General features: G+C 31.9%; 19 protein-coding genes. 15 read left to right on the forward strand and 4 right to left on the reverse strand.

Annotated features, from left to right (window positions below; translation table 11 throughout):
* Positions 1-245 precede the first annotated feature (245 nt).
* The 3 genes from J8L88_RS02660 to J8L88_RS02670 all read left to right on the forward strand — a co-directional run bounded on the left by J8L88_RS02660 (position 246) and on the right by J8L88_RS02670 (position 4,092).
* Positions 246-2,024 carry a helix-turn-helix domain-containing protein gene (locus J8L88_RS02660; protein ID WP_211059876.1) on the forward strand — a complete coding sequence of 593 codons (1,779 nt, stop codon included), beginning with the start codon at positions 246-248 and terminating at the stop codon, positions 2,022-2,024.
* Between the two features lie 137 nt (positions 2,025-2,161).
* Positions 2,162-2,368, forward strand: coding sequence for a hypothetical protein (locus tag J8L88_RS02665; protein ID WP_211059877.1), 207 nt, complete (start codon positions 2,162-2,164; stop codon positions 2,366-2,368).
* 74 nt (positions 2,369-2,442) lie between these two features.
* Entirely contained in the window at positions 2,443-4,092 is a 1,650-nt protein-coding gene (locus J8L88_RS02670) for a S8 family serine peptidase (protein ID WP_211059878.1), read from the forward strand.
* Positions 4,093-4,153: 61 nt separating this feature from the next.
* Here the strand turns inward: J8L88_RS02670 and J8L88_RS02675 are convergent, their stop codons facing one another.
* The gene (locus J8L88_RS02675) at positions 4,154-5,692 is read right to left on the reverse strand and encodes an Rne/Rng family ribonuclease (RefSeq protein ID WP_027394791.1); all 1,539 of its coding nucleotides are present in this window, start codon (positions 5,690-5,692) and stop codon (positions 4,154-4,156) included.
* 287 nt (positions 5,693-5,979) lie between these two features.
* Positions 5,980-6,270, reverse strand: coding sequence for an HU family DNA-binding protein (locus tag J8L88_RS02680; RefSeq protein WP_024768281.1), 291 nt, complete (start codon positions 6,268-6,270; stop codon positions 5,980-5,982).
* Between the two features lie 131 nt (positions 6,271-6,401).
* Here J8L88_RS02680 and mutY point away from each other — a divergent pair, with 131 nt between their 5' ends.
* From mutY to J8L88_RS02705, 5 genes are all read left to right on the forward strand, one after another.
* Positions 6,402-7,454 (forward strand): A/G-specific adenine glycosylase, encoded by a 1,053-nt coding sequence (gene mutY / locus J8L88_RS02685; protein ID WP_211059879.1) that lies wholly within the window; start codon positions 6,402-6,404, stop codon positions 7,452-7,454.
* A gap of 43 nt (positions 7,455-7,497) precedes the next feature.
* On the forward strand, positions 7,498-7,962 hold the full coding sequence (locus tag J8L88_RS02690; protein WP_118387954.1) for a single-stranded DNA-binding protein: 465 nt from the start codon (positions 7,498-7,500) through the stop codon (positions 7,960-7,962).
* Between the two features lie 24 nt (positions 7,963-7,986).
* The gene (locus tag J8L88_RS02695; RefSeq protein ID WP_211059880.1) at positions 7,987-9,312 is read left to right on the forward strand and encodes a gliding motility-associated protein GldE; all 1,326 of its coding nucleotides are present in this window, start codon (positions 7,987-7,989) and stop codon (positions 9,310-9,312) included.
* Positions 9,302-9,880, forward strand: coding sequence for a gliding motility lipoprotein GldD (gene gldD, locus J8L88_RS02700; protein WP_211059881.1), 579 nt, complete (start codon positions 9,302-9,304; stop codon positions 9,878-9,880). Before J8L88_RS02695 ends, gldD begins: the two co-directional genes overlap by 11 nt.
* Positions 9,881-9,956: 76 nt before the next feature.
* Positions 9,957-10,832 (forward strand): DMT family transporter, encoded by an 876-nt coding sequence (locus J8L88_RS02705; RefSeq protein WP_027394796.1) that lies wholly within the window; start codon positions 9,957-9,959, stop codon positions 10,830-10,832.
* 48 nt (positions 10,833-10,880) lie between these two features.
* On the opposite strand, the gene J8L88_RS02710 is transcribed toward J8L88_RS02705, so the two are convergent.
* Both J8L88_RS02710 and J8L88_RS02715 read right to left on the reverse strand, forming a co-directional pair.
* On the reverse strand, positions 10,881-12,947 hold the full coding sequence (locus J8L88_RS02710; RefSeq protein ID WP_211059882.1) for a pitrilysin family protein: 2,067 nt from the start codon (positions 12,945-12,947) through the stop codon (positions 10,881-10,883).
* A 17-nt stretch (positions 12,948-12,964) separates the two neighbouring features.
* Entirely contained in the window at positions 12,965-14,290 is a 1,326-nt protein-coding gene (locus J8L88_RS02715; RefSeq protein ID WP_211059883.1) for a pitrilysin family protein, read from the reverse strand.
* Positions 14,291-14,460: 170 nt separating this feature from the next.
* On the opposite strand from J8L88_RS02715, the gene J8L88_RS02720 reads away from it, so the two are divergent.
* The 7 genes from J8L88_RS02720 to J8L88_RS02750 all read left to right on the forward strand — a co-directional run bounded on the left by J8L88_RS02720 (position 14,461) and on the right by J8L88_RS02750 (position 22,221).
* Positions 14,461-14,934 (forward strand): DUF4199 domain-containing protein, encoded by a 474-nt coding sequence (locus J8L88_RS02720; RefSeq protein ID WP_027394799.1) that lies wholly within the window; start codon positions 14,461-14,463, stop codon positions 14,932-14,934.
* 96 nt (positions 14,935-15,030) lie between these two features.
* Positions 15,031-15,723, forward strand: a complete 693-nt coding sequence (gene rplU, locus J8L88_RS02725) for a 50S ribosomal protein L21 (RefSeq protein WP_027394800.1) — start codon at positions 15,031-15,033, stop codon at positions 15,721-15,723.
* A gap of 36 nt (positions 15,724-15,759) precedes the next feature.
* A complete protein-coding gene (gene rpmA, locus J8L88_RS02730; protein ID WP_027394801.1) occupies positions 15,760-16,020 on the forward strand; it encodes a 50S ribosomal protein L27 in 261 nt (86 codons plus the stop codon).
* Positions 16,021-16,113: 93 nt separating this feature from the next.
* Positions 16,114-16,449 carry a hypothetical protein gene (locus tag J8L88_RS02735; protein WP_108804845.1) on the forward strand — a complete coding sequence of 112 codons (336 nt, stop codon included), beginning with the start codon at positions 16,114-16,116 and terminating at the stop codon, positions 16,447-16,449.
* A gap of 109 nt (positions 16,450-16,558) precedes the next feature.
* Complete coding sequence (locus J8L88_RS02740) at positions 16,559-18,148, forward strand: tetratricopeptide repeat protein (protein ID WP_211059884.1); 1,590 nt, start codon at positions 16,559-16,561, stop codon at positions 18,146-18,148.
* A gap of 177 nt (positions 18,149-18,325) precedes the next feature.
* The gene (locus tag J8L88_RS02745) at positions 18,326-21,193 is read left to right on the forward strand and encodes a TonB-dependent receptor (RefSeq protein WP_211059885.1); all 2,868 of its coding nucleotides are present in this window, start codon (positions 18,326-18,328) and stop codon (positions 21,191-21,193) included.
* A 17-nt stretch (positions 21,194-21,210) separates the two neighbouring features.
* Complete coding sequence (locus J8L88_RS02750; RefSeq protein WP_211059886.1) at positions 21,211-22,221, forward strand: phytase; 1,011 nt, start codon at positions 21,211-21,213, stop codon at positions 22,219-22,221.
* The last annotated feature ends 55 nt before the right edge of the window (positions 22,222-22,276 follow it).

The raw sequence follows: 22,276 nt of genomic DNA on the forward strand, positions 1-22,276 counted from the left end.
GCTGGTTGTGATTTAAAAAAATAAGGATATCATTTAAAAAAAAAATGAAAATGGTATATTTGCACCCTATTATTTAGGTAGACTATAGCCCCAAAGACACCAAAATTTCACCACTATTGCAACGATTATTTTGTAGTATGGTTTATATAGATGATAAAAAAATAGTCTATATAGATAAGGCATACTTATTGTGAATGGCTACGTATTAAAAATTTAATTTTAGGTAGATACATACCATGTATGAGATGATAAAACGTTACACCAATCACATTGCAGTTTGCATTATTTTCTTTTTACTCCACCAACTCTCTGCACGGCAAGATCAGGTTATTGTAGATTCTTTGAAAGAAAAAACGAATGATGAATATCTTATACAAATTAGAGTACACGATTCTATTCTTAGTAAAGAATATTCATACGAAGAATTATATTATCGTTATTATAATTCAATAACTAAAAAAGAAAAGGAAAGAGCTGCTGAGTATGCAAATGCATATATTAAAAAAGCAAAAATCGAATCAGATAGTATCAGATTAGCGGATGGGTATTATAACCTAGCATATCTTTTAAAAGATCAATTGGCTAATATTTATATGGATAGCGTTATTGCTATCAGTTATAACCAAAAAAATAAAAGGTACCCTGCAGCAGCATACATACTTAAAGGTTCTGTTTTTTATAATAAGAGAGCGTTTAAAAAGGCTTTGGATAATTATATTTTAGCTAATGAGTACGCTAGAAAAAATTATAGCCCTGATTTGATTTTATATGTTAATCATGAAATAGGTCTTTTAAAAGATCGTATAGGAGAATATGAAGAAGCTCTAAAATTACATAAGGAAAATTACAACTACCTTAAGAAGGCTGATGGTTATAAAACTAATAACAAACAGTACTTAAATAATTTGTTTGCAATGGTTCAATCTTTTTACCGTTTAAATAAATTAGATTCTGCTTCTACATATAATTCAATTGGAATTGAAAAATCATTAAAAGCAAAAAACAGAGATATGTATAATTATTTTAAAATGACCTCTGGAGTTATAAGTTTTTTCCAAAATGATTTTAATAAAGCGAAGGATAGTATAAATCAGGCTATAAATTATTTCAAAGGGGTTAATAATAAACCAAATTTAGCCGTTGGATATTATTATCTGGGAAAGATTAATTATGAATCTGAAAATATTGAAAAAGGTATTTTTTATTTTAAAAAACTAGATACCATTTTTCAACAACAAAAAGATATTTTACCAGAAACACGAGATGGTTATGAGGTGTTGATTGATCATTATAAAAAAACAAATAATCAGGAACAACAGTTAGTATATATTGAAAAGTTGATAGAAGTTGATAGCGTATTGAACAGTAATTATCGCTATCTGCAAAAAAAGATTACCCAGAATTACGATACCCCACTATTAATTCAGGAAAAGGACCAAATTATAGGTTCATTAAAAGATGAAAGAGTCATATCTAGATTTGGATTAGTTATACTTGGTTTGGTCAGCGCTCTTACGGCAATATTATTATTTTTGAATTATAGAAAAAGAAAAAAATATCAAGAAAGGTTTGAAAATTTACTGAATCAGAAAAATGGTAAAAAAGAAGTACTTGAACAAATAGAAGAAATCGAGACGAAACAGACTGAGGACATTGGTATTTCGGAAACTATAGTGAAAAACATTTTAGCATCTTTATCTGATTTTGAAAATAGACAGTTATTTTTAACTCCCAATATCACCACAGCTGGATTAGCAAAACAATTTGAGACTAACGCCAAGTATCTTTCTAAGGTGGTTAATTTTTACAAGCAAAAAAGTTTTATCGCTTATATAAATGATTTGAGAATAGATTATGTTGTAGAAAAGTTGCAAACAGATCAAAAGTTAAGAAATTATACAATTAAGGCAATTGCACGAGAGATTGGTTTCAATACAACCGAAGCGTTTTCTAAATCTTTTCTTAAAAAAACAGGTATTTATCCGTCTTATTTTATCAAACAACTGGAAAAGAATCAATTTTAGTTAAAACTCTGTAATTCAAATTTTTAAAAGTCTGAATTCCTGAATACAGAGACCTACTATAAGATAATTGACAACATTATAAGCATATTTGATTAGTTTTGACTCAGACAAATACTCACAAAAACTTTTACTCTAAAATGAAAAAGAATAAAAACGAACAAAAATTAACTCTGAAGAAGTTAAACGTTGCAAGATTAAATAATACGCATTTAATAAAGGGAGGCTCATATTTAGTAGATGCTTTAGATGATGGTAGTGATACAACGGGTGGTGATAGACCTGCACCTCCACCGCCACCACCAAATTGTATTACATCAGTTATTCCGATAAATCATGCAGGATAATAATTTTAAATACAACCTTATAGATTCTCAACTATAAGGTTGTATTTAATAATAAAGTAGTTTAAATAAGAATGTTGAATAATCAATTATACAGAGTACGTTGGTTTTTTGTTATTTTTTTTATGTGTGGTTCTTGTATAATAGGTCAAACACCTAAAAAAGAATCTAACAAGAAAATAAGAATTGACTGGTTTCATCAAGATTTGTCAAACGATTCTGTTCCTGGAATTAGTTTGGCAAAAGCATATGAAAAGATACTTGATACAATAAAAAAACAGGAAGTTATTGTTGCAATAATTGATATGGCAGTAGACGTTAATCATGAGGATCTAAAGGGAAAGATATGGTCAAATGCTAATGAGGTGCCAAATAATAATATTGATGACGACAAAAACGGATATATAGACGATGTTCATGGTTGGAATTTCTTAGGAAACGAAAAAGGTGAAAATATACTTTTTACCAATTATGAATACACCAGGATTATTAGAAAATATGATAGTATTTTTAAAGGTAAAGTAGTTTCGGATATTTCTAAAGATCAAAAAGATGATTTTTTACAATATAGCAGAGCTAAGAAAAAATATGAGAATCAATTAGTATATGCAAAAAATGATAAAGCCTATATTGATTACTATGATACTGGATATATAGCTGCATCCAAAGCGTTAGCGAATTACTTTCCAGAAAAGAGATATACTAAAAAGAAATTAGATAGTATTAAAAGCCTTTATAAAGATGATAAGGTTTTAAATGTTCACTTAGATTATATGTTGGTATATGTTCAGTATAAACTTACCCAGAAATGGATACAAGATTATAAGCTGAAAGCTTATGAAAGATTAAACAAGCTCTTAAATTTAGATTATGACGAGCGTTTGACAATTATTGGTGACGATCCCGAGGATATTACCAATATTGTGTATGGAAATAATCAAGTTAATAATAATATAGATATTGTCTCTCATGGAACTAAAATAGCAGGAACTATAGGGGCTATCAGGAATAATGATTTAGGTACAAATGGAGTTGTTAATAATGTTAAAATAATGCCATTATGTGTATCTCCATTAGGGGATGAACACGACAAAGATATGGCTTTAGCTATACAATACGCTGCAGATAACGGAGCGAAAGTTATTAATATAAGTTCCGGGAAAGAGTTTTCATTACATCAAGATTGGGTGTTAGATGCTATAAAGTACGCTGAAGAAAAAGAAGTGTTAATAGTTACCTCTTCCGGCAATGAAGGCCTAAACATTGATAACCTGTCAGTTTATAATTATCCAGATGATATGGATAAACAAGGGAATGAGGTTGCTTCAAATTTCATAAAAGTGGGATCATCTTCTAATTTTTTAGACCATAGATTAATTAGTTTATTTAGTAATTATGGGAAACAGAAAGTAGATCTTTTTGCTCCAGGAGATAAGGTGTTAACTTTAATTCCAGATAATAATTATGAGTTAGATAAGGGTACGTCAATATCTTGCGCTGTAGTTTCTGGAGTGGCAGCATTGATACGATCTTGTTATCCAGATTTATCTGCAGCTAAAGTGAAAGAAATTCTTATGAAATCAGGAACTTCTTATGATATTAAAGTAGAAATTGAAGAGAAAGATAAGACTAAAAAATTAGTGCCATTTTCAGAGCTTTCTAAGTCAGGTAAGATTGTGAATGCTTATAACGCATTGTTTATGGCAAAGCAAATTTCTTTAGAATAGAGTTTTCTAAAATATTTAATAAACAAAAAAACCCAGCCTACAATGTAAGCTGGGTTTCATTTTATTTTATCATTTCTCCGTCTTTATCGTGGAAATGATATTCTAAATACGTGTAAGCGTCTCTAGGTATAATTTTTACCCATCTTTTATGGTCCATGAACCATTTAGATCGGGCGGATGGAAATCCTTTAGTTAAAAAAGCTGCAATAAAAGGATGCGCGCTAAGCGTTAACTTTTTATGTTCTTTTTTAATTAATTTTTCTAAATCGACCTTTATTTTATCTACTAAAACTATTGGCGCCTCAACTTCGCCATTTCCTCCGTTAGGGTTTTCCTCACGGGTTTTGATATTCATTTCTGGTCGTACACGCTGTCGCGTTATTTGAATCAGGCCAAACTTACTTGGCGGTAAAATTTTATGCTTTGCCCTGTCGTCTTTCATCTCTTCACGTAAGTGGTTGAAAAGTGTTCTGCGGTTATCAGCATTATTCATGTCTATAAAATCGACTACAATAATACCTCCCATATCCCTAAGACGTAGTTGGCGTGCTACTTCGGATGCACTGATTAGGTTGACTTCTAGTGCAGTGTCTTCTTGGTTTTTGGCTTTGTTAGATCGATTTCCACTATTTACGTCAATGACGTGCATTGCCTCAGTGTGTTCGATTACAAGATAGGCTCCCTTACTCATGGATACCGTTTTACCAAAACTTGTTTTGATTTGTCGTTCGATACCATGTTTTTCAAAAACAGGTACTTTAGACGTGTGTAACTTTACGATAGATTCTTTTTTTGGTGCAATTTCTTGCAGATAATCTTTGATTTGGTTGTAGAGATCTTCTTCATCTACAACGATCGAAGTGAAGGTGTCATTAAAAACATCTCTTAATATAGAGGATGCTCTATTCATTTCACCTAAAATTTTTGATGGATGGGGTGCTTTGTATAATTTTTTACACATAGACTCCCAGCGTCCCACCAAGTTTTGCAAATCTCTGTCTAGTTCTGCTACTTTCTTGCCTTCTGCTACAGTACGAACAATAATTCCAAAACCTTTTGGCTTAATACTTTTTACCAGTCTTTTTAGACGTTCTTTTTCTTCTGATGATTCTATTTTCTGAGAAATAGATACTCTGTTAGAAAAAGGTACTAATACAATATATCTACCGGCAATCGAAAGCTCTGAGCTAATTCGAGGGCCTTTTGTAGAAATAGGTTCTTTTACTATTTGTACTAATAGCGATTGATTTGATTTTAACACATCGGTTATTACTCCGTGTTTATCAATATCGTTCTCAAAAGGAAAATTCTTAAGAGAATAATCTTTTAATTTACCTGTGCTTACACGTTTAATGAATTTAAGTAAAGAAGATACTTGAGGGCCCAGATCGTGGTAATGCAGAAATGCATCTTTTTCATAACCCACATTTACAAATGCGGCGTTAAGACCTGGAACAGCTTTACGGATTTTGGCAATAAAAATATCACCTACTGCAAAATTGCTGTCGTCTTCTTCCTTATGTAATTCAATTAGTTTTCCATCTTTTAATAAGGCAAAATCAGTAGAGGAACCAGATCTAATGATCAATTCTTTGTTCACTCTGATTAGATTTTTATCCACCTCGATATGTTCGAGACAGATGGATTAAACAAATTTTTTCACAGGAATTTTATAATTCCGTTGAAATAAAGTCTTATAAAGGTAGTGGTATAAGATACTTTATTTCGATTTCAAAGAACATTCTTAAATAGAAAAAGTAGTTAGAAAACTACTTTTTCTTATGGCGATTAGCTCTTCTTCTCTTTTTACGCTTGTGCGTAGCTACCTTGTGTCTTTTACGTTTTTTACCACTTGGCATAGTGCGTCTATTTATTGATTATTAATTGTTACTTAACTTCTACGTTAGTTTTTACACCTTCCACAAATACTTTTGCCGGTTTAAAGGCAGGAATATTATGTGCAGGTATTTTGATTGTAGTGTTTTTAGAAATGTTACGACCAGTTTTTTCAGCTCTTGTTTTGATGATAAAGCTACCAAAACCTCTAAGGTATACATTATCACCGCTCTCTAAAGAACTTTTTACTTCTTCCATAAAGGTTTCAACAGTTGCCTGAACATCTCCTTTTTCAATTCCTAGTTTTTCTGAAATTTTTGCTACAATATCTGCTTTAGTCATTATATTACCTATTTAGGGGTTTTTAAATTTTCAAGGGGGCAAATATAGCAATTTAAAATCCAAAATATCAATACTTAAGATGAAATTATCATCTTTTAAAGGTTTAATTTTACAAAACTTACAATTTTCACATGATTTTTTATAAAAAACTCATTACGTGGTACTTACAAAACAAAAGATCGATGCCATGGCGAGAAACAATCGATCCATATCACATTTGGTTAAGCGAAATCATACTTCAACAGACGCGAGTTGCACAAGGATTACCATATTATTTGTCATTTACCGATCAGTATCCTACTGTTTTTGATTTAGCAAATGCAGAAGAAGAACAAGTGCTAAAACTATGGCAAGGATTAGGTTATTATTCTAGAGCCAGAAATTTACATGCTACTGCGAAATATATAGCAAATGAGCTTAATGGTATTTTTCCTTCTAACTATAATGATTTATTAAAACTAAAAGGTGTGGGTGATTATACCGCCAGTGCTATAGCTTCGATATGTTATAATGAAGTGGTTCCTGTGGTAGATGGTAATGTATATCGCGTTTTATCTAGATATTTTAATATTAACACTCCTATTAATAGTACTCAAGGAATTAAAGAGTTTAAGAAAATTGCTTTTGAGTTAATTGATCCAGAGCAACCCGCTACCTATAATCAGGCGATTATGGAATTTGGAGCGTTGCAGTGTAAGCCACAAAATCCATATTGTATCGTTTGTCCATTAAATGATAGTTGTGAGTCATTAAATAAAGGAACAGTTACATCATTACCGGTTAAATTGAAAAAAACTAAAGTCAAGAAAAGATATTTCAATTACCTGATATTTTCTGTCAGTGATCAATATACTATTATTAAACAACGAACAGGCAAAGGTATCTGGCAGAATTTATACGAGTTTCCACTGATAGAAAGCGAGAATGACGTAGACCTTGATTATATAAAAGAACATGTTCTGTTTAAAAGTTTATTAGGAGATTTATCTTATGATATCACTTGCTATGAAGAAACATTTAAAATACATAAACTTTCGCACCAGCACTTATATACTCGATTTTATATCATAAAAACCAACAAAAAGCCCAAAATCAATACTGAACTAGAGCAGATTAAAATAGATAATATTCGCGAATATCCCGTTCCTATATTATTAGGTAATTTTATAGATAGCTTTTTTTAGGTATGATGCTTTTTTATTACATTTACTATAAATAATAAAGGATATGTCTGGAACGTTGAATAAGGTAATGCTTATTGGTCATACAGGAGATGAAGTAAAGATGCATTATTTTGAAGGAGGAAACTGTATTGGCAGATTTCCGCTGGCAACTAATGATTCTTATGTAAACAAAACCACTGGAGAGAGAGTTACTTCTACAGAATGGCACAATATTGTGGTGCGTAATAAAGCAGCTGAAATCTGTGAAAAATATTTAAAGAAAGGAGATAAAGTATATATTGAAGGTCGTCTTAAAACTAGAAAATGGCAAGATGAACAAGGAAAAGATCGATATAATACAGAGATACAGTGTACCGATTTTACATTTTTAACTCCAAAAACTGAAGGACAACAATCCGAAACAACTGCAAGCAGTCAGCCGGTAAGTAATGCAAACCCTTCAGTAGGTACAACACAATCGATATCATCCCCATCTACAGAAATGGAAGAAGATGATCTTCCGTTTTAATATGTTTAACTAAACCGCTATAATTTGGATCCTGATCCCGAACCTTTATTTGTTTTATTTGTTGCTTTTGATTCCATGCAGGCAATTAATTTACTTGCCCTTATTTTACTATTGATTTGTTCTGCTTTAATCTCGGGTAGTGAGGTTTCTTTATTTTCGCTTACTCCCTCAGATCTTAAAATAGAAGGAGAAGAAGAAACTGTAAATCAAAAGATAATATCAAAGTTATTAAGTAGGCCAAAGAAATTGTTAGCTACAATATTAGTGGCTAATAATTTTATAAATATTGCTATTGTATTACTCTTTGATGCTTTAGGAGAGATTTATTTTAAAGATCTTGATATCATTTGGTGGGGTTGGATGGATGTAAGATTTGTTGTAGAGGTAATTATTGTAGCATTCCTTATTTTATTATTTGGAGAAATTTTACCAAAGATATATGCGAGTAGAAATAAAGTGAAATTTGCCAATTTTATGGCAAGACCATTAAGAGTTTTGGACTGGGTTATTACTCCGATTAGTTTACCAATGAGAAGTGTGACGATACGAATTCATAATAAATTAGGTAAGCAGAAATCGAATATCAGTGTTGATCAATTATCACAAGCGTTGGAGTTAACCTCAGACACCGATACTACTTCTGAGGAGAAGAAAATTTTAGAAGGTATTGTTTCTTTTGGTAATACTGATACTAAACAGGTAATGAAACCTAGGATAGATATTTTTGCCTTAAATCGCGATATGAAATATACCGAGGTTATTCCTGAAATTATAGAAAAAGGATATTCTCGTATTCCAGTATATGAAGATAGTATTGACAAAGTTATTGGTATTCTTTATGTAAAGGATTTATTGCCTTATATCAATCATAAAGATTATAATTGGGTAGATCTTGTAAGAGAACCTTATTTTGTTCCGGAAAACAAAAAGTTAGATGATTTGCTTAATGATTTTAAGAATAAAAAGAATCATTTGGCAATTGTAGTAGACGAATATGGTGGAACAAGTGGTTTGATCTCTTTAGAGGATATTATTGAAGAAATAGTTGGGGATATTAGTGATGAATTTGATGATGAAGATTTAATATTTTCTAAGTTAGATGATCTCAATTATGTGTTCGAAGGAAGAACTTCTTTAAAAGATTTTTATAAAGTATTGAAGTTGGAAGATCAAACAGTTTTTGAGAGTAAAAAAGGGGATGCAGAAACGATTGCAGGATTGCTATTGGAGATATCCGGAAGCTTTCCTAAAAGAGGAGATGTAATTGTATTAGAAGAATATGTTTTTAAAATAGAATCTCTAGATAATAAACGTATCAAAAGGATTAAATTAACGATTAATGAAGAGTAAAATCTATAATTTTTTTGTGATTGCAGTTGCAAGTGCTTTATGTTCTTGTGGTGGAGATGTTTTACCAAAGCCTAAAGGAATGTTACGGTTGGCTTATCCAACACCAAAATATGAAAAGGCTTCACTAGATTGTTCGTATACTTTTGAGAAGAATAATATTGCAAATTTTAAAAAAGCTAAAAACAATAAAGAATGTTGGTATAATATAGATTACCCGAAACTGAATGCAACTATTTACGTTTCGTATTACAATGTAGATAAAAACTTAGACTCGCTATTAAGAGATGCACAAAACTTAACACAAGAACACCATATTAAAGCTGATGGAATAGATCAAAAAGATTTTATTCTGCCGGATAAAAAAGTTTATGGAAGCATTTTTGAAGTTACGGGAAATGCTGCTTCTTCTTGCCAATTTTATGTAACAGATAGTCTTAATCATTTTGTTTCTGGTTCAGTGTACTTTAAAGTAAAACCAAATTATGATTCCATTCTTCCTGCAGCGAAATATTTAAGAAATGATGTTGTTCATTTTATGGAAACAATTCAATGGGAAGAAGAACGCTAAACGTTCGTTAATTTTTCTACATAAAAGAGTATCGCTTGTTTAATTTTATTGATTTTTGCAGCTTATAAAATGATCGATGCAAAACTCAAAACTAAAATGGATATATCTTGCGATACTTTCGCTAGTATGGGGTAGTTCGTTTATATTAATTAAGAAGTCGTTGATAGGTCTTACTCCTATGCAGTTAGGGGCTTTAAGGACTCTGTTCGCAGCAATTTTTTTATTCCTGATTGGTTTCAGAAGTATGAAAACCATTAAGAAAGGAGAATGGAAGTGGATTGTTATTTCTGGTTTTTTAGGGACATTTATTCCCGCATTTTTATTTGCTTTTGCAGAAACGGAAATAGATAGTGGTATTGCTTCTGTTCTTAATTCTACAACTCCGCTTGTTACCTTAATATTAGGGGTGCTGCTATTCTCGATTCGATTTAGTAGAAATCAATTAATTGGTGTTGTCGTTGGGTTAATTGGATGTTTGGCTCTTATTTGGGAAGGAGCTTCTATAAATCCTAATCAGAATTATTGGTACGCAGCGTTAGTGCTTTGTGCTTCGGTTTGTTATGCAACCAATGTGAATATTATAAAACGTTATATGCAAGAAATTTCTCCTATGGCGATAGCTAATGGTAATTTTATTGTGTTAGTAATTCCTTCTCTTGTAGTGTTATATTATTCTGATTTTTTTAATAATACGGTAATAAGTAATCCAGAAGTACATACGAGTTTGATGTATATTTCTATTCTTGCAGTAGTGGGAACCGGAATTGCTAAGGTTTTATTCAATAAATTAGTTCAAATGAGTAGTCCTGTTTTTGCCACTTCGGTAACGTATACAATTCCGATAGTAGCTTTGATGTGGGGGTTACTGGATGGCGAAGAATTTTCTTTTTATCAAGTAATTGCTACTGGGATAATAATTTTAGGAGTATATATCGCTAATCGAAAAAAATAAAGGCCCGTTTATTAGAACGGACCTTTATAAATAAGTGAGTTATAGATTTTATTTAAAATCTTCTTCTGTTACTCCTTCGTTAATTTTAATTTCTGAAACATTAAAATCAAACTTCTGTGGACCAGCAGATATTGACATTGTATGAGGGAATTTGATTCCATTAACTTCTTTGTAGTTGCTATATCCAATTGTAGAAGGTATTTTTTGACCTCCTTGTTCCTGGATTACAATATCTTTTATTTTTAATCCTGTTTCTGTATCGAAATAAGAGGTTCTCTTATCGCTTATTTTAACTTTATAAGCTTTACCATTTTCGTAAGGTTCAAGACCTTCTAGTTTAGCATCTGTATTTTTTAGTTCCGGGAAAGGGTATATTTCTTTTTTTGCATCAGCAATCTGAGCTTCTGTATAGTCAATTTTTTGACCTTGAGCCATAGCATATCCTTTAGTACCGTCGAACACATTTTTGTTTACAGAGTTGCCTCCAAATAATATATCAGTAAGCGTTTGGTTTTTCGAAGTAACTTTAGATATCATCTGTAGTGTTGCTCCTCCCATAGATGCTTCGGCTGTAGTGAAGGTAGATTGTACTGCTGTCAATTTATCTTTACCGCCAATAGCTTTTAAATAATTATCTAAAACTGACTGGGCAGTAACTCCCTCTGGGGTAGCTGCATTGTAATCAGGTTTTTCAGTTTTGTTTCCATATTTGTCAAAATATAGAACAGGAATTTTCTTTCCTTCGAAGCTAATTTTTTCTAGGTTTTCTAGAACATCACTTCCTTTACCAACTAATACAATTCTAGCTTTGTCTAGATTAAAATATTTGTTAGCAATCCTTTTAATATCAGCTTTGCTAACTGCGTTGATTTTTGCAATAAAAGTTTCGTAAAAATCTTTTGGAAGATTTTGAGTTTTGATATCAATACTTCTTGCTGCTATTGTTCTATCATTTTCGGAAGCTAGAATAAAGTCTCCTAAGAATTTTGCTTTCGCATTTTTTAATACTTCGTCATCTACATCTTCAGTTCTGATTCTTTTAATTTCTTTTAGAGTTTCTACAACAGCACTATCTGTTACCATATTTCTTACTTTAGCTGTAGCTCTAAATAGCGTTTTAAAGTTTTTGTTTCTTGGTAATGTAGATCGTCCTCCATATGTGTACCCGTGCTCTTCTCTTAGGTTCATATTGATATAACTACCAAATGACCCTCCTAAAACATAGTTAGCTACCAATGCAGCGTGATGATCTTCGTCAGCCATCTTTAGATTAGAAACGCTCATTACAGCCATTTCTGTTTGTACAGCATTCGGCATATCGATAAAATTGATCTGTCTGTATTGCGCGTCTTTAACTTCTGGCATTCCAAAAGAAGGAGCTTTTCCAGCTTTCCAAGAAGTAAAATTCTTTTCTACTAATTCTTTAGCTTTATCATTACTGATGTCTCCACTAATTACCATATATGCATTTGCAGGGACAAAGTTGTTTCTGTAGTATGTTTCTACATCTGCTAAGGTGATATTATTAATTGTTTTTTCTGTAATATACTCTCCAGCTGGGTGATTTTTTCCGTAACCAAGAACGCTTCTTACTCGATCAGCAACTGCTTCTGCACTATTTTCTCCTGATTTAATACCTTCGATAAGTTTTTTCTTTTCAAGGTCTAACTCCTCTTGCGTAAAGTTTGGATTTAAAGAAGCTTTTGCAAAAAGTTCGATGATACGATCAGAATATTTAGATAAGGATTGTGCGAATCCACCTGATGCTCCCGTATTAATGAAAGCACCAAGAAAATCAACTTCTTCATTAAAAGCATCTTTGCTAATGTCTTTAGTCCCTTTTCCCATTATTTGGGATACTATTCCTTCGATTCCTGCTTTGTCACCTTCGGCATTTGGAGGGTTGTCTAATGATAAGCTTACTGTGATTCTCGGTAGCTTTTTGTTTTCTACAACAAGAACGGTAAGTCCATTACCCATTTTAAATGTATATGGCTCTCCTAAATTTATAACAGGAGTAGGTCCTGATTTTGGCATTTTTGATCGATCTATCTGTGCTTGAGCACTTATTGCAACCAATAAAAAAGCTATGATAAAGGTTATATTTTTTTTCATTTCTGTATCCATTTATATTATTTGCTTGACTCTGGTAAGTAGTCAAGATTAAGACGTTGATTTTTATTCAGATATTTCTTAGCAACATTTTGAATGTCTTCTCTGGTAATTGATCTGTAGATTTCAATTTCTTTATTGATAAGATTAGTATCGTCATAAAGCATGTTGTAACGAGCCAATGAATTTGCAATTCCTTCAATACTAGAGTTAGAGTTCACGAAGTTATTTTCAAATTGATTCTGAAGTTTATTGAATTCTCTTTCAGAAATTAGTTCATTTTGTAACTTTGCGATTTCGCTATCCATTTCTGCTAGAAGTTTATCTAAACTAACATCTCCAAGAGGTAAAGCTCCCATTAGATAAGTGCCATAGTCTTCTTGAGAATCTGTAAAGGCGATTACTTGTAATGCCATTTTTTTATCCTCTACCATGTTTTTCTGCATTCTAGAGCTGTTTCCTCCTGTTAAAATAGTAGAGATATAATCTAACACATAGGCGTCTTTTTCAGTTTGCTTAGGCGTTCTGTATACTAATACTTTTGCAGGGATTTGGATGTTTGCATCTTTTTCTACCGCAGTGATTTCTGATGTAATAGGATCTTCTACTATTGTCGTTCTTGTTATTTTTTCTCCATTATTTTTAATAGAACCAAAATAATCCGAAATCATTTTCTTAGCATCTTCAATTTGGATATCTCCAGCTACTACTAAGGTTGCATTATTTGGGTTATAGTATTTTTTATTAAAAGCTACGAACTCATCAAGTTTAGCAGCGTCAAGATCTTCCATACTTCCGATCACAGATTGACCATAAGGGTGTTTTTTGAACAGATATTTATTTATCCCAGTCTTATAAATAATTTTACCATAAGGCGCATTATCTATTCGTTGTCTTTTTTCTTCTTTTACAACTTCATTCTGGGTGTCTACTCCAATTTTATTGATTACAGGATGTAACATACGTTCAGATTCCATCCATAATCCTAGTTCTAGATTATTAGAAGGTAATGTTTCATAGTAATAAGTTCTATCCTGAGTAGTGTTAGCGTTGTTTCTTCCACCGTTTGCAGAAACGATATCAAACCACTTTCCTCTTTCTATGTTTTCTGTCCCTTCGAATAATAGGTGTTCGAAAAAATGAGCAAAACCGGTTCTTCCTTTTTCTTCATCTTTTGCTCCTACATGATACATAACACCTACAGTTACTACAGGTGCTTTATTTTCTTGATGTAAAATTACATGTAGACCATTATCTAAGTCATATTCTGTAAATTCTACTTCTTGAGCACTTCCGGAAATTCCAATCAAGAGCGCACAAGCGATTGTGTAAAGTTTATTTTTCATTAGTAATAATTTTGTTTATTGAATTTTTGCAAAGATCGCATTTTGTTATGATTTTAACGAAAAAGAATTTTATCGACCTAAAGTACTTGTTTTTAATAAATTAACAGTTCTTTAAGCCAAAGAATGACTAATTATCCATAAATTTCTGTTAAATCTAAATAATAAAAATTATGAAAAAGTCTACAATTCCCGTTAGATATGGTTCTTTAATCGCAGTAGGGCTGATTGCGTATTTTCTAATTTTATCATTATTTGGGGTGCAAACAAATCCCGTTTTTAGTTTAGGTAATGGAATAATTGTTGCCTTTGGATTGTATAAAGCTATGAAAGATTATAAATTCGAAAAGAGAAGCGAATTTGAATATCAAAAAGGTTTTATGGCTGGATTGTTCACAGGATTCAATGCTACTCTTATTTTTACTATTTTCTTTGCTATTTATGTTACTAATATAAATACTAATTTTCTTCCAGAAATGCTAGCTAATTGGAGTTCGCATTATCATGTGGGTGTAGGAATAGTAGTGTTTGTAGCAGCTATTATGGGTTTTGCAACTACCTTTGTCTTAACATTGTCTTTTATGCAATTATTAAAAGAAAGTTGGAACATCAAAAAAACACATAATTCTCCTCCTATAAAAGCGTAAAATATTTGTCAGTTAATTAATTAGCAGTATATTTGCATCCGCTTATTTTAGATAAGTGATAGTTCTTTATATAAAAAATTAATTAAACGTTACGCTATGTACGCAATTGTAGAGATAGCAGGGCAGCAATTTAAAGTTGCAAAAGACCAAAAAGTTTTTGTTCATCGTTTAGCAGGAGAAGAAGGAGATAAAGTTTCTTTTGACAAAGTACTTCTTACTGCAGATGGAGACAAAGTTACTTTAGGCGCCCCGGCTATAGATGGAGCTCAAGTAGGAGCAAAAATCACAAGACACCTTAGAGGTGATAAAGTTATTGTTTTCAAGAAAAAGAGACGTAAAGGATACCGTGTTAAAAATGGTCACCGTCAATCTCTTACTGAAATCGTAATTGAAAGTATAGTTGCTTCTGGAGCTAAAAAAGCTGCACCAAAGAAAGAAGCTAAGAAAGCTGCACCAAAAACTGAAAAGAAAGTAGAAGCTAAAGTCGCTGCTCCTAAAAAGGAAGAAGCACCAAAGAAAGCTGCTCCTAAGAAATCAGCTAAAGCAGATGATCTAAAAAAGATTGAAGGTATCGGACCAAAAATAGCTGAAACTTTAAAGGCTAATGGGATCGTTACTTTTGCTGATCTTTCTAAAGCAGATCCTAAGCAAATTGCAGAGTTCATTAAAGACGTACGTGGAAATCACGTTCCTGATACTTGGCCTAAGCAAGCTGAAATGGCTGCTGATGGTAAGTGGGACGAGTTAAAAGAATGGCAAGATAAATTAGACGGCGGGATTGAAAAATAATCTCCGTTATTATTAACGATATAAAACCTTAAGAAAATGGCTCATAAAAAAGGAGTTGGTAGTTCTAAGAATGGTAGAGAATCAGAATCGAAACGTTTAGGTGTTAAGATTTTTGGTGGACAAGCTGCCATAGCCGGTAACATCATTGTAAGACAAAGAGGTACGGCACACAAACCAGGTGAGAATGTTTATGCTGGTAAAGACCACACATTACACGCAAGAGTAGACGGTGTAGTTAAATTCACTAAGAAAAAAGATAATAAATCTTATGTTTCTATAGTTCCTTTTGAAGCATAAGAATATTTTCCTTTGTAATAAAGATGAAGCCCTTTTCAAATTAATTTGAAAAGGGCTTTTTATTTAAACTATAACTCTTAAAATATAAATTTCATGAAATTATCAATGCATAGAATTTTGTTCTTTTTTGTTTTTCTGGTAACCACAACCACAGCAATATCTCAGGAAATACCAAAATATGATTATTTAGAAATCATCGTAGTCCAAAAAGCTAATAATAGTGGGCGGGTTAAAAGGGTGAAAGTACAAGAACAAAAATCATTGGAAGGTAAGCAGATCACGATTAAAGAAATCGAAGATTTAGAAGGGACTTCTGATTTGTTAAACTATATGAATGCTGCTAATTGGGAGTTCGTAGATCGTCAATCTGTGGTGTCCGAAGAAAATGATCCCGTATGGATGAGCTATATTTTCCGAAAGAGGAAATAAAAGACTAAGGTGTAACATAAAAATAATATCTAAATAACATTCTATAATAGGTGTATCACTAGATTTATAAGATTTTTACTTTTTAGTAAGAGTTTTGGAATAGATTTTTATGAGACAAGAATTGTCATGGTTACTTATATGTATATTGTTAATCATTTCTTTTTGTAAAGTTGTTGCACAGGTTGATAATAGTTTAGAAAAAGATAAGAAACAGATTAATGATGCATTGCAGGTTTTAAGAGTAGAGTTAAGAACTGCACAGAAAAAAGGATCACCTATTAGTATTGCTGAGAAGTATTTTCTTTTAGGTAGCTTTTATCAAAATGCAAGAGTATATGATGAAGCTTTAGAACAATATAATAAGGCTCTAGTTTTAATTGAAGAGAAAGACACTCTTTTTGTCCTTCTGAAAAACGAGATAGGTAACATATATCTCTCTACAAAGAATTTTCCTAAAGCCAAGCAGTATTTTAATCAGAGCAAATTAATATCCTCTAAATTCGGATATAAAAAAGGAGTAGCTATTGCTAAAAGATTGCTAGGGTCTTGTTTTGAAAAAGAAGGCGATTACCTTAGCGCTTTGCAATATCAAAAAGAGAGTCTTAAAATATTCTCGGAACTTCAGAATATTGAAGGTGTTGCTGTTGTAAATGAAAACTTAGGAAGTATATACGAAGATTTAGAACAGTATGATGTAGCTTATGAATATTTTAAAAAGTCAAATGAGTACTTTGAAAAAATGGATAAGGCTGGAAAAATTAGCGTTTTTAATAATTTAGGAGATATATGTAGAAAAACTGGAAATTATAGTAAAGCTATCGAATATACCAATAAAGCGCATCAATGGGCGCTGTATTTTCATGATAAATATCAAATTAAAAGCGCTCACAAGGATCTTTCTAAAACTTATAACCTTATGGTAGATTTTAAAAAAGCTTTTGATCATCTTTCCAAAAGTGAAAAAATTAATGAAGAGCTTATTCTGTCTGAAAATATTAATCAACTGAATACACTTCAGGTAATTTATGAAACCAAACGAAAAGAAGCTCAAATAAGTACATTATTGCAACAAAAAGAAATTAGTCGTGCTAATCAAAATCTGTTATTAGTTAGTTTAGCTGCTATTATGTTAATTGTAAGTGTCCTATATATTTATTATCGAAAGAAAGGGAAAGAGAGCTTAAAAATTCAGGAGTTTGAACAAAGAACTTTGAAAGCAGAATTAGAGAAGAAGGAGTTTGAAGAAAAAAACTTGCAAAGGGAAATTCACTTAAAGACATCTACATTATCCAGATATAGCCTTCATCTGTCTCAGAAAAATAAAATTTTATCTGATTTGTCTTCTACCCTATCTAATATAGCGGATAGAAAAGGGATAGATGTAAATACCAATATAAAACGTATAGTAAAAGAGATTAATTTCAACTTAAAGCAAGAAAGAGAATGGGACGAATTCCATAATTTTTTTAAAGAGATTCATCCAGATTTTATTAAGAGATTATCCCAGTTATCTGAAGACAAACTATCACCTTCAGAATTGCGTTTAGGAATGTTATTACGACTCAATTTATCTTCAAAAGAAATTGCTTCCATTCTTAGAGTTACTCCAGATAGTGTAAGAGTAGCTCGTTATCGATTACGAAAAAAATTACCTATCAATCAGAAAGAAGAGTTGGTTAATTTTATGATTGCTTTGTAATAAAAACCAGAAAAATACACTGTTCTTTTAGTCTATGTTATTGTAATGTAAATAAATCTTAATTGTTGCCTTGTTGTTTATCGTTATTAAGAAAAATGTTTATCCTTTGTTGCTTTACGTTTTTAAAGTAAAACATTGTGTAGTAGTAGTTTTATAGTGATTTTAAAACACTAACAAATGACACCAATCAAATTACTAAAATTAGTATCTGTAACGCTCATTTTCTTTTTGAGTATACATTTTGTACATGCTCAAAAAGGTTCTGTTAAAGGAATTATTACCGATGAGAATGGAATTTCCATGCCAGGAGCTTCTATTATAATTAATTCGATAAACAAAGCAACCATTTCTGATTTTGACGGAAAGTTTACACTTGTAAATATAGAGGAAGGTAGCTATATGATCTTAGTGAAATATCTTGGATATGCTGATTTACAAAAAAAAGTAAATGTCTCTTCTTCTCGAACTACTTTTGTCTCTTTATCACTACAAGCAGAAGGTGTTCAATTAGATGATGTTACTATTTCGGCTTATGGAAATAGCGGGCAAGCAAGAGCTTTAAATACGCAGAAGAATAATATTAATATTACTAATGTAGTATCAACGGATCAAATAGGAAAATTTCCTGATGCTAACATTGGAGATGCGGTAAAGCGTATTCCAGGGATAACTATGCAGGTAGATCAAGGAGAGGCACGAAATATTATTGTAAGAGGTTTATCTCCTCAGTTAAATTCTGTAACATTAAATGGAAGTAGAATCCCTTCTGCAGAAGGTGATAATAGAAATGTACAAATGGATTTAATACCGTCCGATATGATTCAAACCATAGAGGTTAATAAGGCAGTAACTCCCGATATGGAGGCGGATGCTTTAGGAGGGTCTGTTAATCTAGTAACTAGAACAGCTCCACAAGGGTTTAGGCTTTCTGCTACCTTGGGTTCAGGAATTAATTTCATTACAGATAAAAGAATATTAAATGGTTCCTTTTTAGTTGGAGATCGATCTAAAAACAAAAAGTTTGGATGGATGTTATCAGCATCAATTAACGATAATGATTTTGGGTCTGACAATATCGAGGCGCAATGGACAGATGAGTTTGAGTTTTATACAGGTGTCGATGATGCTGATGGCGAACCAATATTAGATGAGGTTTCTGTAAATCCGTATACTAATGAATTTCAGATAAGAACATATCTAGTTCAGAGAATTAGAAGAAGTTTTGCAGCAAATTTTGATTACGAATTTGATAATAACAATTCGATGTATCTGAAAACAATTTATAACTGGCGCGATGATAGAGAAAATAGGTTTCGTTTAGAGCATCAAATGTTAGATGCGGAAGATATCGAAGCAGGCGATTTTGAGGTGGTAAATGGAAATCTTACCCGTTTTCCTGTCGAAGTAGCGCGACAAACGAAAGGCGGAATAGATAATAATAGGAGTAAAAATCGAAGATTAGAAGATCAGCGTATGCAGAATTATAGTTTAGGTGGAGATCATTTGTTTGGAAATGTTAAGATAGATTGGATGGCCTCATTTGCTAAAGCATCGGAGGAAAGGCTTAATGAAAGATATGCGGAATATCAATCAGAATATAGTATAATTAATGATAACTCTGATCCAGAATTTCCGATATATACGCCTGTTAATAGTGCTGATGCTAATGATGTATCTGCTTTTGAATTTGGTGAGATTACCGAAGAAAATCAATATACAGAAGAGCAAGATATTAACTTCTTTGTAAATGCTGAATTATCCTCTGATTTTTTTGGTAATGGTAATGGAACTATAAAGTTTGGAATACGAAGTAGATTGAAAAGTAAATTAAGAGATAATGACTTTTTTGAATTTGATTTAGAAGGAAGTGTTCCTACGTTGGGAAATGTTCCTACCCGTAGTTATAGTGATCCTGATTTTCTTGCTGGAAGTCAATATCAGGCCGGATTATATGCAGATGAAAGATGGTTAGGAAGTCTTAGTCTCGTGGATGGAGAATCAGTTCCTGATGAGTTTTTAAGAGCTAATTATGATGTAGAAGAAGATGTGTTGGCAGGATATCTTATGACGAATCAAAAGCTTTCAGAAAAGTTTAGCGTATTGGCAGGTATTAGATTAGAACATACCAAAATTAATGCTACTGGAAATCAAATTGAAGATGAAGAAAATAGAGTGGGTGAAGTAACAGAAGAGCAATCATATATAAATGTGTTGCCAGGAATACATTTGAAATATGATCTTAATTCGCAAACCGTTTTTAGATTTGCTTGGACCAATACATTAGCAAGACCCAATTATGTTGATTTAGTGCCGTCTCTTGATGTATTATTTGGGGATGAGGAGATTGTTACAGGTAACCCTGATCTTGACCCAACTACTTCTATGAATTTTGATGTAATGGCTGAACATTATTTTAAATCAGTTGGAATATTATCTGGAGGTTTATTTTACAAAAAAATAGATAATTTTATTTATACTTTTAGAGGAGAAACTGAGGATGATCGATTTGGTACAGGTACAGAGGGGTTTGATATTTTTCAGCCACTTAATGGAGAAAAGGCTTCTATTTTTGGAGCAGAGTTATCTATTCAACGTCAACTAGATTTTTTACCTGGTTTTGCTAAGAATTTTAGTGTATATCTTAATTACACATTTCTTACTTCTAGTGCAGATGGAATCCGAAATGAAGATGGAGAAGAACGATCAGATCTCGATCTTCCGAATACATCACCAAATATGTTTAACGGATCTTTAGGATATAACAACAATAAGCTAAGCTTACGATTGTCTGCCAATTTTTCTGATGCCTATATAGATGAGATAGGTGGAAACTCTTTTGAAGACAGGTATTATGATAAACAGTTTTTTCTGGATTTTAATGTAAGCTATGCAATTACCAAGAATTTAAGTGTTTATGCAGATTTAAATAATATTACCAATCAACCACTACGTTTTTATCAGGGAATATCAGAAAGAACAATGCAGGCAGAATATTACGAAAGACGCCTTACTTTTGGTTTGAAATATGATCTTTTTAAGAAATAATACAGATACTTTATTTTATGAAAATTTATAGACTAATTCTTGTAGTGAGTACTTCACTTATTATTTCGTGCGATAAAAAAGAACCGTTAATCAAACCAGATTTGATTACAGAAAAAGTGTTATATGATACTGATGACCCTGCAATATGGGTTCATCCAACTGATCCTTCGAAAAGTATAATTTTTGGAACCGATAAAGATACTAATGGGGCTATTTATGCCTTTGATTTAGATGGGAAGGTAATTCCTGAAAAAGTGATCAGAGATATAAAATACCCAAATAATATTGATTTGGAATATGGATTTAGGTTAAATGATTCTACTACAACAGATATTATTGTTTTTACTGAAAGAGAAAAAAATCAAATCCGCTTATTTTCGGTTCCTGATATGAAACCACTTGATGATGGTGGTTTTCCTGTTTTTGAAGATGAAAAAAATCTAGAGTTAAGAAGGCCTATGGGAATAGGTTTGTATAAAAATCCGGATAACCTTAGTGTTACCGCAATTGTAAGCAGGAAATCAGGCCCCGAAAATGATTACCTCTACCAATATCAATTGGTAAGTGATAGTTTGGGAGTACACGCTAAGTTAGTTAGGAAATTTGGAAAGTTTAGTAAGCAAAAGGAGATAGAAGCAATAGCTGTAGACGATGAGCTTGGGTTTGTGTATTATTCTGATGAAGGTGTTGGTATTAGAAAATATTATGCAGACGTTAAGATGGGAAATGAAGAATTAGCTTTTTTTGGAGGTGAATTTTTTAAAGAAGATATTGAAGGTATTGCGATTGCTTCCAAAGAAAATGGTCAGGGTTTTTTAATTGTGTCTGATCAGCAAAAGGGACAATTTAATGTTTTCTCTAGAAAAGATAATAGCTATATTAAGGCTATAAATTTAGGAACTACGGCAACAGATGGGTGTGATGTAGTTACAATTCCCTTGGGTACTACTTTTACAAAGGGTCTTTTTGTTGCAATGAATGAGCAAAAGGATTTTTATTTCTACGATTTAAGTAGATTGGGGTTGTAAACTATTTATAGTTTAAGCTGATAAAAAAACTCCTTGTCTAAAACAAGGAGTTTTT

The organism is Aquimarina sp. MMG015, from assembly GCF_018100855.1.
GTDB classification, from domain to species: Bacteria; Bacteroidota; Bacteroidia; order Flavobacteriales; family Flavobacteriaceae; genus Aquimarina; species Aquimarina latercula.

Bases quoted from the DNA above. Each gene is read 5' to 3' on its own strand.
- J8L88_RS02680 (WP_024768281.1), bottom strand. From the start codon at position 6,270: ATGACTAAAGCAGATATTGTAGCAAAAATTTCAGAAAAACTAGGAATT.
- J8L88_RS02735 (WP_108804845.1), top strand. From the start codon at position 16,114: ATGAAATTATCAATGCATAGAATTTTGTTCTTTTTTGTTTTTCTGGTA.
- J8L88_RS02660 (WP_211059876.1), top strand. From the start codon at position 246: ATGATAAAACGTTACACCAATCACATTGCAGTTTGCATTATTTTCTTT.
- rpmA (WP_027394801.1), top strand. From the start codon at position 15,760: ATGGCTCATAAAAAAGGAGTTGGTAGTTCTAAGAATGGTAGAGAATCA.
- J8L88_RS02740 (WP_211059884.1), top strand. From the start codon at position 16,559: ATGAGACAAGAATTGTCATGGTTACTTATATGTATATTGTTAATCATT.
- J8L88_RS02715 (WP_211059883.1), bottom strand. From the start codon at position 14,290: ATGAAAAATAAACTTTACACAATCGCTTGTGCGCTCTTGATTGGAATT.
- J8L88_RS02750 (WP_211059886.1), top strand. From the start codon at position 21,211: ATGAAAATTTATAGACTAATTCTTGTAGTGAGTACTTCACTTATTATT.
- mutY (WP_211059879.1), top strand. From the start codon at position 6,402: ATGATTTTTTATAAAAAACTCATTACGTGGTACTTACAAAACAAAAGA.
- J8L88_RS02720 (WP_027394799.1), top strand. From the start codon at position 14,461: ATGAAAAAGTCTACAATTCCCGTTAGATATGGTTCTTTAATCGCAGTA.
- J8L88_RS02705 (WP_027394796.1), top strand. From the start codon at position 9,957: ATGCAAAACTCAAAACTAAAATGGATATATCTTGCGATACTTTCGCTA.
- J8L88_RS02745 (WP_211059885.1), top strand. From the start codon at position 18,326: ATGACACCAATCAAATTACTAAAATTAGTATCTGTAACGCTCATTTTC.
- rplU (WP_027394800.1), top strand. From the start codon at position 15,031: ATGTACGCAATTGTAGAGATAGCAGGGCAGCAATTTAAAGTTGCAAAA.
- gldD (WP_211059881.1), top strand. From the start codon at position 9,302: ATGAAGAGTAAAATCTATAATTTTTTTGTGATTGCAGTTGCAAGTGCT.
- J8L88_RS02690 (WP_118387954.1), top strand. From the start codon at position 7,498: ATGTCTGGAACGTTGAATAAGGTAATGCTTATTGGTCATACAGGAGAT.
- J8L88_RS02665 (WP_211059877.1), top strand. From the start codon at position 2,162: ATGAAAAAGAATAAAAACGAACAAAAATTAACTCTGAAGAAGTTAAAC.
- J8L88_RS02710 (WP_211059882.1), bottom strand. From the start codon at position 12,947: ATGAAAAAAAATATAACCTTTATCATAGCTTTTTTATTGGTTGCAATA.